Source organism: Spiroplasma endosymbiont of Melanargia galathea, assembly GCF_964031075.1.
GTDB lineage: Bacteria > Bacillota_I > Bacilli_A > Mycoplasmatales > Mycoplasmataceae > Spiroplasma_A > Spiroplasma_A apis.
Genome location: NZ_OZ035000.1, coordinates 147700 through 162119, shown reverse-complemented (window position 1 = coordinate 162119; position 14420 = coordinate 147700). Strand labels below are relative to the sequence as shown.

Here is a 14420-nt window from a genome sequence, read left to right as displayed (position 1 = left end):
TTAATTTCCTCCAAAGACTTGTTGATAATGGTCCAGATCTTTCTTATTAAAGTTTTTTTGTTTACCAAATATAATACATAATGCTTTAAATATATTTGTTTCGTTTTTATTAATTCATTTTTCTTTTTTTGTATCTGTATTTTCGACATACTTGTTTCATGCTAGTTTCAACTCTATTGGAAAGCTAGATATGTTTTCTTTAATATTTGAATCTAAAACTTTTTCGCATTTGCTTAAATAATTTCCTGCTAATAGCTGAACTTTATAGTTTATTGTATCATGGTCCTCTACACTCAATGCTTTTCTTTTTACATCATAATAATAAGGGTATAATTCGTTCAATAAAAGTGCCAAGGCCTGTAAATATGAACTGTAGTTTTTTATACTTAAGTTTTCTTTTGTTACAACCCTAATCATTTTAAGAATGCTTTCGTAGTTAACTTCAACTTCTTCAAGGTTATTGTTATACAAATCTTTTAGTAACTCACCTACTTTGTTTATCAACAATGAATGCTGTTGCCATGTTTTAGAGTCAAACATATTTTCATCGACCAAGTCTTTTTTTAGATTATCTTTTGCATACAATAACAAATTTACTAGCGAATCATTATGATTTTCCAACCAGCCATCGAAGTTATTTTTTTCTAAAATAGAGTTAATCAAAAATATATTTTCTATTGAAGTATTTTTATAGAATGATTGCAATACTCTAAATAGGTTTTTAGACTTTTTGAAACTGTAGTTTTCAATTCACTCCAATGTATTAAAACTTGTGTCGTCATTAGTAAGCTCTATGATACATTTACACAAGCACTTTTCAAAAAAGTTTATTCCTTCTGAGTCATTTTCAAAAACATAACTTGTTTTGATCTCATTTATATCATTATTACTTTTTAAACATTCCTTTAAAAAAGCGATGAGAACTTTTTGAAGTTCTAACTCCAAACCAAGTTTTTTTGACACTGTGTAAATCAGCTCAGAATTGGTAAAAACTTTTTGTGTTAGTTCTCAACGATAGTTTTCTAGTGTTTTTACAAAAGAGTCTTTGAAAGTAGTATCTAAATTTAAAACTTTAAGTTTTTTACTTTCAACTAAAACCGGTGTCTTGAAATCTAAGTAATTCAAATATTTATCTAACAAAGTATATGCTTTAACTTTGTTTTCAGAGTCAACATAAATCAATGAGCTCTCATTTAAAAACTCATTATTCATGTTTTCGAAATAAACAATATTTTTGTTGTTTGAAACTTCTAGCAATTTATTGTTAATTTTAGAATTGTAAATAATTATAGTGTCTGAACATGATGTTACCTCTTTAGTTTTAAGAAGTTTGTCAACTGAGTAAATATCTTCACCATTAATTAGTAGAAGCGACCAATTATAGTGATTAGAAATATCATTTAAAGAAAAGAAATTGTCATAATGTGTGCCTTCTATACCAACATTTGTTTTGGGAATAAAAATCTCTTTCGATTTATTTGTATACTTTTTCAAAACTCCCTTAGCTATTTCTACCTGAGCAACATCATTATTTTTAAGATAGTTATCTATAACTTTTTCTTTTGTCTCAATTTTGAATCAATTATTTTCTATTATAAGTTTTCCTTCTACTGCTTTTTGCACATTATCAATATTTTGTTCTACAAATGTAGGATCTAATGTATCATTTTTACCTTTAAGTTCAACCTGAATGAATTTAGAGTTTTCACCAAATAATTCTTTGTTCTTTTCCATAAACTCAATAGCTTCATCTTCTAAGAAATTATTGTTATAAAAAAAGTTAGGTTTTTCTGTTACTTCGATTAAGCTACTATACTTAACACCTGAAACTCTTTTATCTCAATTGACTTCCCTAATTCTTTCATAAGTTTTTTTAATAGGATCAAAACTAAGTTTAAAATCTTGGTATTTATTATATTGTGAAATACTATATATTTTTTTTAAAAAGTTTTCTTTTATTTTTTCGTTTACCCACATATCTTTGGTTTTTAAATCCATATCTAAGATACTTCAAATGTCATTTGACTTATTTGTTTCAACAATACCAAAGTCAATTAAATCTTTAAGCGCTCGTTCAAAAATATATGCGTTTGTTATCTTTAGGTCTCTTTCAAGAATTTCTCTTATGGAGAGATTCTTATTCGGATGAGTAATCAAAGTTGCTAAAATCACAAATTCAGGAAAAGTTGGTTTTCTTATTTCTGAGTACTTGATTTTTAGTTGTAAGACTTTCTTGTTATATAAAATTTCGATTTTTTCAAAAACCATCTTATCCTCCTTCTAAAATATCTTTTAAAGTTAAAAAACTTCCATCATATTCAATTTTATCTATTATTGATGAGTATATTTCGTGTGTGTTTATGATATTAGGGTCTGAAGTTTTCGGTATTTTAACTGTGATATCATTAACCGCTCTTTTTGAACCAACTATAATTAAAAGCTCTCGCGCTCTACTAAAGGCAACATTTATACGCTCATATTTTTTTAAAAACTCTCTACCACTCTTTGATGATAACTTGACAGGATTACGAACAATATTAACTATTACGTAGTCTGCCTCTTTCCCTTGAAAATCATCAACTGTATTTACAACGATTTCTATATTTTTAAACTTGTGATTTCGTAATTTGTTTTTTATTTTTTTAACATGCAAACCATAAAAACTAATTATTGCTAGTGTTGGTTTTTTATCTAAAGATAAATTTTTAACAGACTCGTTTAGTTTAGATACCATGTTCATGGTTATTTCAACTTCTAAGTCATTATAAATACTTGTTGAATTATCTTCTCTCTGTTCAAAGAATATTTCATCATTTTCATCATATGTTGAGTCTATTCAATACACAGAGCTATTTTGATTAATTATCTCTTTGTTTTTATTACCCAGTACTATAAGATTGTGTTCTTTTTGGTCACTAACATTTTGTTCTACTTTAAGAAAGCCGTCATAAAATTTATTAACAATATCCATAATTTTACGATGACTTCTATATTGTGTTCTTAATAGAGTGGTAATTTCTTTTTTATTAACACCAACTAAGTTTTTAAATGCGGATTGATCTAGTAATTCCATCAACTCATAATAATCGTAATCTTTTCCCAGTTGCTCATTAACTGTTTTAACATCACTTGGTTGAAGTTTAAAAATTGGAGGTAACTGTTTATAATCACCTACAAGTATTAATGTTTTCCCATAAATTAATGGCATAAGTATTTCTAATAAAGTTGCTTTTGAAGCTTCATCAATAATAACAACATCCACATCTATTGACTTTAAACTAATTTCTTCTAATCCTAACTTATTTGCCTGCTCGTTTTTATTAAACTTGAAAAGGTTTGATGAGGTAAGAGTCATTGCATAAACATTTATAATATTTTTAATAAGCGTAGGCATATATTTTTTTGATTCTTGTATCATTTGTACTGTAAAGTTATTTGTTGCCACTTCACTGTCAAAATCATCTTCTATCTTGTAATTATCTTTAAGATAACTTGTTATCAAGGAATAAAACTCATTCAGTTCTTCTCTTTTACTTTGTTTTGCTTCCAACTCACTAGAAAAACTATTCAACTCTTCTCTAAGAATTTCTTCTAAATCGATATTTTTTAAATCTAGGTTCAAGTTAAACTTGTTATTTATTTTTTTCAATAAACTTGTGAGTTCTTTATTATTCTCAGTTCGTGACTTATATAGTTTTTGAAGTTTTACTTCTAAATTGTTTATTTCAACTTCTTGATTGTTTATAATACTATCATCAGCCAAAGAATATTCAACTTCATACAGTTCATGTTCTAGATCTGTTTTTAAGAAATCTAAATCTTTACTCAAGGAGAAAAGAAAGTTATTAAATTCTTTTATTAACGATACTTCATCCAAAGTTTTCTCAAGTATGGATATCTGACTTTCTAATTTCAAAACATTCTCCAAATTCCCCATTTTTTTATTTTGGTATATGTCTCTTTTTAATGCTGCAATCTCTTTATAGATGTCATTACTAAATAAAACTTCTTCACAAATGTTTTCTAAAGTTCTAACAAAATTCTCGCTAATTATAAAGCTTAAATTATTATTTCACTTAAAGTCATCGAATAAGTTTTGATACTTCATTTCATATAAACTTTTTAATTTATCACTTATTACAATTGCCATACTAAAATCTTTTGTGCTCAGCAATTCTATAAAATTTTTTAAATTTAATAATTCATCTTTTAGTTTATCTTTTTTTCTAAACAAGTCATTACGTTTAGACTTAAATGTTTGCACATTAGATTTCATTGTAGTAATTTCTATATCTAAGGCTCTTATACTATTATTTAATTGGTGAAAACCTTTACTATTATTTATAAGTTTTTCCAACTCCATAATAGTATTATTAAATTCTTCGATCGAGAAACTTTCTGTTCTCAAGTATTCAAAAACTGAGTTTGCTATAGATTTATAATAGTTGTACACAACTCTCTCTGGGGAGAAATTATTCTGCGCCTTAGATGAAGTATTTAATCTATTAGTAAGTCTTAATCTATTCACATTTGGTTCATATGGCAGGCGATCAACTACATTCTTGATAGCTTCATGATTTTGACTTGAAATCAAAACTTTTCTATTTTTTTGGGATAATTGATAAATTATTTCACATATAACTTGGGTTTTACCAGTACCTGGCGGACCTTGTAAAATGAAAACATCTTTAGAGTTTAAGGCTTTGTTAACAGCTTCTTTTTGTTCTTGGTTAAGCTCATATTTGTAATTTTCTAATTCTTGTAAATTAGTACTCTCTGTTAGCTCTAATAATTTTGTGTTAAACAAGTAATTTATCAAGTAAGGGTTCTTGGTGTTTCCCTCTGCTATTCTTTTTAATACTTGTTTACTTCTCTCAATTAAAACCTCTTCTCCTACACCAGAGTAAGCTAAATAACCTGTTTTGTATGTATCAATAATGTTTTTCTCATTGATGTTTGTAGTCTCTATAAAATAATCAGTTTCAAAAGTTACTTTTAAAACAAATCACTCAGATAATTTATTTGCATGCTTAGTTAGAATACTTTTCAAATCTTTTCTTGTGCCTAAAAAAATATTTTGCTTTTCTTCTCAATAGGAAACAAAATTTATTTGTTTTTCATCTATTGCAACCAACTCTGAGAGCGAGAGAAGTTCGTTACTATCCTTATTTTTATCTAACTCGAAATCAAACAAAACTTCTGGATCTCTTTGAAACTCTGACAAAGAAGGAAGAACTCTATTATTAACCAATGGTATAAGAGCTAAACTTTCCATAACTTTAAAATTATTCACTTTATCTAAATTATTTGTTAATAAATCTATTGTAATAAGATCAACCACATCAAAATAAATATTTTTATTCTCAAGTAACGTCATAGAATCTAAACTTAAATAAAAATAATTTTTGTTTTTCGTTTTAGATAATATGAAAGAATTTAGGTCCTCAGTAAATTCTTTTTTCTCAACTTTAACAACTCTACTTCAACTTAAATTTAAAAATGGAAGTGCCACTTTTCTTTGAACGCTTAATAAATCAGTCAAGAAATTTAAATAATTTGATCATTTATTTTTAGTTTCAATAAACTTGGAAACAAGTACACCTATATTTTCTATAGTGCTAGAGTTTAACAAATTCCTTCTTAGTAGTTCATCTGTTTGAAACTGGTTTTTATATTTTATGAGTTCTATCGATGCTTCGTCGATTGTAGTTTCAAAGTCTTGGGCTTTATTTGAAAGTCTAGTTTGAAATATAGAAGTTATAGTTAATACAGGTGCCTTTGGATTAATATTTACAAAAAAACCTAGGTATGTTTCCTTAGGTAACTTTTCTTGACTAGTTGTATTTAGTTCCATTCTGATTATCGCATCATAAACATAATCTTCATTTGATTTTGAGTTTACTTTTCTTGTAGTATCATTTACTAAACAAATAAAACCTTGTTTCATTATTGAATTACGCAAGAAAGATAAAAACTCTTGATATGTTTTTACATTTTGTATTTCAAGCTTTTCAATAATCTCATCCAAGGAGCTGTGATTTTCTTTAAAGCGTACATTTTGCATAAAAGAAAAGTCTAAAAATATCTCTTTATTTTCATTATTCTTTATCATATTTTGCATAATCTAACCTCGAATTAAATATATAAATAAATTATAACACCTTGAGTTTAATTATCTTTATGCCAAAAAAAATAACAAATTTCACCGGTTTTAGTGCGGGAGAGTATTTTCTAGTTTATATAAAAAAACTAAATGAACGCAAAGTATTTTATTATAAAAGCAGTTATACAACAAAGTATTTATCCTGTTATTTCGTTAATTATAAAACTCAGAAAAGAAAAAACACCACAAAGGTGTTTTTCTAAATGTGTTTGTTTTAACTTTTATTACTCTTTTTTATTTAATTACGAAGTTAACTATTTTATCTAAAACTACTATTTCTTTTAAAATAGTTTTCCCGTTTAGGTTTTTAGCAACTTGTTCTAATTCTTTTGCTCTTTTTAGAACTTCATCTTTTGCAGTTCCTTTAGAAACCTCCATTGTAGTTTTAAGTTTACCATTGATTTGTATTGCAATCACAACTGTTGATGATACAAGTTTGGTCTCATCATATGTTGGTCATTTTTGCAAACACACAGATGGTGAATTCCCGATTTTTTCCCATAACTCTTCAGCTAAATGAGGAGCAAATAGAGATAACATAATCAAGAACCCTTCTACATACTTCTTATAGACGGGTTTTTCTTCTTTATAAACCGCATTAACAAACACCATCAGTTGCGAGATAGCAGTGTTGAATTTGCATTCTTCAACCATTTGTGTGACCTTTTTAACAACATCATTATATACGAAATCTAAATTCTGATTTTCGTGGTTATCTACTAAAACCACTTTTTCTATCATACGATAAACTCTATCTAATCACTTTCTAGAACCATCTAAGCCTTTGAAACTTCAAGGTAAGGAAGCTTCAAGTGGCCCCATAAATAATTCATAAAGTCTTAATGTATCTGCACCATGAGATTCAATAATATCGTCTGGATTGATGACATTTCCTTTCGATTTACTCATCTTTTCGCCATTATCGGCCAAGATCATACCTTGATTAATAAGTTTATGAAAAGGTTCTTTAGTTGGTACTATATTTAGGTCGAATAATACTTGATGTCAAAATCTAGCGTAAAGTAAATGAAGTACTGCATGTTCTTGTCCACCAATGTAAAGATCTACAGGTAATCATTTTTTAAATAAATTCATAGCTTCTTCACTAGTAATATCCACTAGGTTATTTGGACTAGAAGTTAAAATGTATGCCAAATAGTATCAACAAGAACCAGCTCATTGAGGCATTGTATTTGTCTCTCGTTTAGCTTTCATTCCATTGTATTCTATATTAACTCATTCACTCAGATTTGCCAATGGTGACTCACCCGTTTTAGAAGGTTTAATATAATCTGTCTTCGGAAGTGTTAAAGGTAAATCTTTTTCGTCAATCAATGCAACATCACCATTTTCCAAAAATACTAAAGGAAAAGGTTCTCCATAAAATCTTTGTCTAGAAAATAATCAATCTCGCAATTTATAGTTGGTTGTTAGAGTTCCCATGTTTTGATTTGTTATTTTTTCATTTATGCATTCAAGTGCCTTGATTCTGTTCATTCCATTTAAAAATTCCGAGTTAATATGAATAGACTCACCAACAAAAGGTTTAGACATATCCTTAGTCTCTAAAACAAATTTAATAGGTAAATCATATTTTGTTGCGAATTTTCAGTCTCTCTCATCATGGGCAGGAACTGCCATTACTGAACCCGTTGCATAATCGTTCAACACATAATCAGCTATTCAGATTGGAACATTCTCTTTTGTAATAGGGTTTATTGCGTAACTTCCTGTAAAGACACCATTTTTTTCTTTTGAATCATCTTGTCTTTCCACATCAGTTTTCATTTGAGTGCTTTTGATGTAATCTTGAACTATTTCTAAGTTATCATCTGTTGTTACATCTAAAACTATTTTATTTTCAGGAGCTAAAACAATATACGAAACACCAAAAATAGTGTCTGCTCTTGTTGTAAATACAGATATTGTTTTGTTCAAACCAACCACAGGGAAATTTATTATTGTTCCATTAGATTTTCCTATTCAATTTTTTTGTAATTCTTTTACTGAATTCGGTCAATCCAATTCATCTAGGCCTTCAAGTAGCCTATCAGCATACTTGGTTATTTTTAGAACTCATTGCTTCATAGGTCTTTTGACTACTTCAAATCCGCCAACTTCAGATATCATCTTACCGTTCTCTAATAATACTTCTTCATTAGCAAGAACAGTTCCAAGACCTTCACATCAGTTTACATTTGCATCTTTAATCTCTGCTAGGCCCTTTTTATATAATTGTTGGAAGATTCATTGGGTAACCTTATAATAGTTGGGATGACTAGTATTAACTTCTTTATTATAATCGTAACTAAAACCTAATTTTTTCAATTGATTTCTAAATATTATAATATTTTTTTCTGTAAACTCTCTTGGATCATTTCCTGTCTTCAATGCATATTGTTCTGCAGGTAAACCAAAAGCGTCTCAACCGATTGGATGTAATACATCATAACCTTGTAGTCTTCTTAAGCGAGCAAATGCATCAGTAGCTGTATAACCTTTGGGATGTCCAACATGTAATCCTGAACCACTAGGATAAGGAAACATGTCTAAAATGTAAGCTTTTTTATCATTATGATTTGTTGTTACATATGTTTGATTATCTTCTCAGAACTTTTGTCATTTTTTTTCTATTTTTTTATGTGAGTATTCCATTTTTTACCTCTATATCTATAAATTAAATCTAATTGTATTTTACAATAGAAAAAACACCAATAGGTGCTTTTGTTATAATCATTCTTTAAATCTTTTTATATAAAGTGTTTTTACCAATTGTGCTAGCATTATGTAACATAAGACAAATGACAAAGCAACCGGTAAAAATACCAATGGTGGTTGTTCCATTTTAACAAGTCTATTTATTGGTGAGTATGGGACTAATATAGCCATACCACAAACAAATATTGTAGATGCATTCACTTGTCATGATGCATTCGATTGAATAAATGGTAATTTCTCTGTTCGATACATTTGCATAACTGCAGTTTGCGTCATTAAACCGACTACGAATCAAGATGCATTAAAGCGACTAGTAGCGTTGGCATCAAAACTATCTGGGTCAACATTTATTCCTGGTTTTATTCCAATATAACTTTGGAATCCGTAAAGTAAAACAATGAACGTTAGTATATCAAATATAGAACTTACCGGACCGTTTATTAAAGTAAACCATATGATATTTTTTGTTCTAAGTGGTCGTGGATTATCAGTAAACTTTTTGTCTACTTTATCAAAAATAAATGCAAACATAACTATATCATATAAAAGATTTTGAAGAAGTAAGTGAATTGGTTGCATTGGTGAAACAACAGTTATGAATAATGCCACCAATACACTTAGAACATTTCCAAAATTTGAAGCAATTGTAACTTTTATGTATTTTAGAATGTTGGCTAGCGAAACTCTTCCTTCATGAACTGCTATTTCTATTGGTAATAAAGAATCATCCATCAATATGATGTCTGCTGCATCTTGAGCAATGTTTGAAGCATTTGCAAATGATATTGCAACATCAGACTCTCTAAGAACAGGTGCATCATTTATCCCATCACCCATGAAACCAACTACGTGACCTTGATCTTTTAATGCTTTGATTATCATAGACTTGTGTAAAGGACTCAATTTGACGAAAACGTTTCCTTCTCGTGCTGCCTTAGCAAGTTGAGATTCATTCATTTCTTCAATTTCTTTTCCAGAGAAAAGTTTTGTTATTTTAAAGTCTACCTTTTTACAAATTGCTCTTGTGATAACTTCACTATCACCAGTAAGAACTTTTGCATCGATTCCTTTATTTTTTAAGTTTTTTATAATTTTTTTTGAAGTGGTTTTTGGTTCATCGAAGAAAGTAGCGAAACCATAAAATATCAAATCTTCTTCTATGTCTTCGTCCTCTAACTCATTGTGAGCTACACCTATAACTCTAAATCCATCTTCATTTAAAGCCTTTGCTTTACTTACTATTTTTTCTCTGTAATCATCTGTTAATGGTTCAATTACACCATTCACAGCTATTCTGTCACAAATTTTTAAAACTTCTTCAATTGCGCCCTTAGTGAATATTTCTTTTTGTTCTTTTTTAGAAAGAATTACAGATAACATTTTTCTTTTAAAGTCAAATGGAACTTCTCATTCTTTAACATACTCTTCAACATTGGGTTTATCGATTAAGTTTGATAATAATACAGCATTATCTGTTGGATTTTGAAATCCAGATTGGAAGTAACTATTTAAATACAAAATTCTATTTAATTTTTCATTACGTTGATTTGTAACATCCAATACTTTTTCCAATATGATTTCACCATTTGTTATAGTACCTGTTTTATCGGTACAAAGTATATCAATGGCACCCATGTTTTGTACAGCATTTAAGTTTTTAACTAAAACATTGTGTTTTTTAATTTTAGAGTAACCTCTAGTAAGATTTGAGGTAACAATAATGGGTAACATTTCTGGAGTAAGTCCAACTGCTATCGATAAAGAGAATAATGCTGCATTTAATCATTTGCCATCTCCAATAGGTCTTAGACCAAAAACTAATAAAACAATTGGAGTAACTGCAAGCATAAAAGCAATCAATAAAAATGTTATTTTACGAATACCTTTATCAAATGAACTCTTTGGTCTTTTTTCTGTTAATTTGTCATTTATTGTAGAAAAGTATGTGTTTTTTGCTGTCGCCACAACGATCGCTAATGCTGAACCAGAAACTACATCTGTTCCTGTATAACAAATATTTTCATACTCCAAATAATTTGTGTTGATATTTGTATCTTTTTTTTGCACAGGAAATGATTCTCCTGTTAATGCAGCTTGATTAAGATATAAGTTATTAGATCAAACAATTCTTACATCTGCTGGTATTAAGTCACCGTTTGATAAATAAATCAAATCACCAGGGACAAGTTCTTCTGTAATGATATTATGTGCTTCTTTGATCAATTTGATAGAGTTGGCATTATCAATTGTTTGCACATTAAACTCTGTATTTCTTATTACTTTACATGTTTGCTTACTATCGTATTTCATTTTTTTAATGACAAGAAATGATCTAACTTCTTGAAAAAACGTAATTGTTCCACTTAGAACAATCATAAATAGTACCAATAAAGCTCCGAAAAGATCGAATATTTCTGACCCACTATCTGAAAAATATTGATAAAAGCTAAATGAGTCAATAACTATTAAAATTAAGTTAAAAGGACTTAAAAAAGATTTAACAAATGCGTTGAAAACATTAAAACGTTTAGCATCAAGCTTGTTTTCCCCATATTTAGTTGCAAGTTCTTCAACTTCGTCGTCATTTAAACCAAATCTTGAAATGTTAAACTTTTTTAAAACCTCTTTAGAAGATACATTTGAGAAAACAGCTAGTTCATTGCTCATATTTTTAGCTGTATTTTTTTTATTATTATTTTTAATTTCGTTTTTCATAACCTCTCTCCTTTAAAGAGAGTGCTCGTTTTATACTACTGAAAAATTGGTGCATAATATGGCACTCCCTTTATTTCTATTTTTATTGATAAGTTCCATTTTGGCGGAAGGAATGCTCATATTACCACCTCTTTCTAATGCTTATTAATTATAACTTATCTTAATATAAAAAATCAACTTTAATTAGTTGATTTTACTTCTTTGAGATCGTCAATTTTTGATTTTCCGTCTGCTGTTAAAATATATGTTGGATCTTCTTCTTTAGGTTCAATTAAACTTCTAACCCATGTTTTCTTGAAGTATAAAATTAATGCAGGTATCAACTTAAATGTTTCGCATAGACATGTAATTAAATGAACTCATACGATGTCTAAGGTGAATAGCCCTGACTCTGGGAAAATGTGTTTGTTAGCTAATATAAGAAATGCTAGAGTTGGAATTTGAATAGTTCAATTAAATCCAGAATCCATCAAGAATGAACTTATAACACTACCACCCGCTCTTAGAACGGAGTAACAACAATTATTAATCATAATAACTGGATAAGTCATAGTATATATAAAAATCATTCATATACCAATCCTGTTTGCTTCAGGAAGAGCATTAGGGAATATCAAGTTTGGAATTACAAATGAAAGACCAGATAATAATGCTGTAAAACATATACCTATAACAAAACTTAGTCTCATTAAATGAGTAGCGTTGTATTTAGCTTTATCAAACCTTTGTGCTCCTAGCTCATTTCCAACCAGGGTTGATATACCGGCATTTAAACCATGATACATTGGCGAGAAGAAGGCCATTAACATGGTTTCATACATTGCATTAGCCGTTAGTGACTCTACGGAGTATAAAGCTCTTAATTTAACTTGTAATACTTGTGCAAATGCATAAAGTGTTTCATTAAATAAAATCGGAATAGACTTCAACAGAACAAGCTTTACAATGATTCTATTTATCAAGAAATGTTTGATTCTAGGAATGAATTCAAATCTTTTAATTGATAATAAGCAAAAAATGAATATAGTTTGCATTATTCTAGAAGCAACTGTTCCATATGCAGAACCTTCAACTCCAAACCCTATAAATCCTGGGATAAATGTTGGAGATGTTAAGAATATATTACAAGTTGAATTAGCTACAAGTGATATTGACGCCATAAATAAAGAATAAAATGGTCTTCTTGTTTCTCTTAAAACAGTTACAGTCACTTGATTAATTGTTAATAAGATGTAACTCATTGAAACTATTCTATAATATCTGACACCTTCTTGCGTTGCTAGCTTTGCTGCCTCGTTTTGAAAGTAACTAAAATAAGACATAATTGAGTCTTTTTCAGCTACAAGTTGGTCAGTTGGTTTAGATACATTTAAAGGATGAGTGGTGAATCCTATCATCTTCTCAGTAATTCCTGGTATAGCAAACAGCATAAATAATACTGTTATTGATAATGTCAAATACATTTTCAAGGCTGTTACTTGTTTTAGTTTTTGATACTCACCCGCACCGAAATATTGTGCTGAAAATATTCCAGCACCATAACAGAAACCAGAAACCATACAAAACATAATTATATATAGCTGATTACTTGCTGAAACCGCATTAACACCTATTTGACCCGCTTCATAAAACATACCATCACCAGCGTAACCTAATAATCCGTTTTGTTCAAGTAGCTTCAAAAAATCAGGGTTTGTTGATAATTCCTTTCAACCAGAGTCTTTAATGTAGTTTAACAATTCTTGAAACCCATTTATATGTTCTGGCCTAAGATGGTTAACAAAAATATTGTCGACCAAATCTGTAGAAGCCATAATAACTTCTTGGAGTACTGATCATAAAATTATTGTCAACGTCAGTTTATATCATTGTTTTTCTGCAAAAAATCTTTTTTTAACTTTATTCTTTTTATGAATAGTTGTAGTATCAAGACTTTTTTCCTTCAAGATGTAGTTGTCTTCTTTCATGATTACCCCTTCTATTTTCAATGTTTAATAAGAAAAGACACTTCCCTAAAATACATGAAGTGCCTTATTTAATTCTAAATGGTCGGAACAAGTGGACTTGAACCACCGACCTCACCCTTATCAGGGGTGCGCTCTAACCAGCTGAGCTATGCTCCGTAAAACAATATTAATTATAAGATAATCATTCATAATTTGCAAACTTTTTTTATAAAAATAAATTATTAATTATGATTTTTTATCAATCAATAAAAAAAACATCTTTATTTAAGATGTCGCAGTTTCAATAATGGTGGTTTTGGACGGAATTGAACCGCCGACACGTTGAGCTTCAGTCAACTGCTCTACCAACTGAGCTACAAAACCATTAATAATGGCGACCCCAACGGGACTCGAACCCGTGATCTCCTCCGTGACAGGGAGGCGCGATAACCAACTTCGCTATGGGGCCAAAATGGTTGCGGGGGCAGGACTTGAACCTACGACCTTCGGGTTATGAGCCCGACGAGCTACCAACTGCTCCACCCCGCGATATAAAATGGCGGAAGATGAGGGATTCGAACCCCCGCTCGGGTTTCCCCGACTCTCGGTTTTCAAGACCGACCCCTTCAGCCAGACTTGGGTAATCTTCCGTATTTATTTCGTTCCACATAATTCGCGAATTTATCTAGAGTCAAATTATGGTGGACCTTATTGGACTCGAACCAATGACCATCCGGTTATGAGCCGGATGCTCTAACCAACTGAGCTAAAGGTCCATAATATAAAATTGATAAATATATGGTAGCGGGGAAGAGACTTGAACTCTTGACCTCCCGGGTATGAGCCGAGCGCTCTAACCAGCTGAGCTACCCCGCCAT

At 29.7% G+C, this 14420-nt stretch carries 5 protein-coding genes and 7 tRNA genes; all 12 read right to left on the bottom strand.

Annotated elements, in window-relative coordinates; translation table 4 throughout:
- The 12 genes from AAHM92_RS00735 to AAHM92_RS00680 all read right to left on the bottom strand — a co-directional run bounded on the left by AAHM92_RS00735 (position 1) and on the right by AAHM92_RS00680 (position 14418).
- Complete coding sequence (locus tag AAHM92_RS00735; RefSeq protein ID WP_500222572.1) at positions 1 to 2268, bottom strand: hypothetical protein; 2268 nt, start codon at positions 2266 to 2268, stop codon at positions 1 to 3.
- A 1-nt stretch (position 2269) separates the two neighbouring features.
- Positions 2270 to 6121, bottom strand: coding sequence for an AAA domain-containing protein (locus tag AAHM92_RS00730; RefSeq protein WP_500222570.1), 3852 nt, complete (start codon positions 6119 to 6121; stop codon positions 2270 to 2272).
- 276 nt (positions 6122 to 6397) lie between these two features.
- Positions 6398 to 8818 carry a leucine--tRNA ligase gene (leuS, locus tag AAHM92_RS00725; protein ID WP_500222569.1) on the bottom strand — a complete coding sequence of 807 codons (2421 nt, stop codon included), beginning with the start codon at positions 8816 to 8818 and terminating at the stop codon, positions 6398 to 6400.
- A gap of 72 nt (positions 8819 to 8890) precedes the next feature.
- Positions 8891 to 11596: a magnesium-translocating P-type ATPase gene (gene mgtA, locus AAHM92_RS00720; protein WP_500222568.1), complete on the bottom strand. Its 2706-nt coding sequence runs from the start codon at positions 11594 to 11596 to the stop codon at positions 8891 to 8893.
- Between the two features lie 179 nt (positions 11597 to 11775).
- Positions 11776 to 13563 carry an MATE family efflux transporter gene (locus AAHM92_RS00715; protein WP_023788905.1) on the bottom strand — a complete coding sequence of 596 codons (1788 nt, stop codon included), beginning with the start codon at positions 13561 to 13563 and terminating at the stop codon, positions 11776 to 11778.
- 79 nt (positions 13564 to 13642) lie between these two features.
- Positions 13643 to 13719: transfer RNA gene (locus AAHM92_RS00710), tRNA-Ile, on the bottom strand.
- 131 nt (positions 13720 to 13850) lie between these two features.
- Positions 13851 to 13926, bottom strand: a tRNA-Phe gene (locus AAHM92_RS00705).
- 8 nt (positions 13927 to 13934) lie between these two features.
- A tRNA-Asp gene (locus tag AAHM92_RS00700) sits at positions 13935 to 14011 on the bottom strand.
- A 4-nt stretch (positions 14012 to 14015) separates the two neighbouring features.
- Positions 14016 to 14091, bottom strand: a tRNA-Met gene (locus tag AAHM92_RS00695).
- 8 nt (positions 14092 to 14099) lie between these two features.
- Positions 14100 to 14192 (bottom strand) — tRNA-Ser (locus AAHM92_RS00690).
- Between the two features lie 49 nt (positions 14193 to 14241).
- Positions 14242 to 14318 (bottom strand) — tRNA-Ile (locus AAHM92_RS00685).
- A 23-nt stretch (positions 14319 to 14341) separates the two neighbouring features.
- Positions 14342 to 14418 (bottom strand) — tRNA-Met (locus AAHM92_RS00680).
- Positions 14419 to 14420 lie beyond the last annotated feature (2 nt).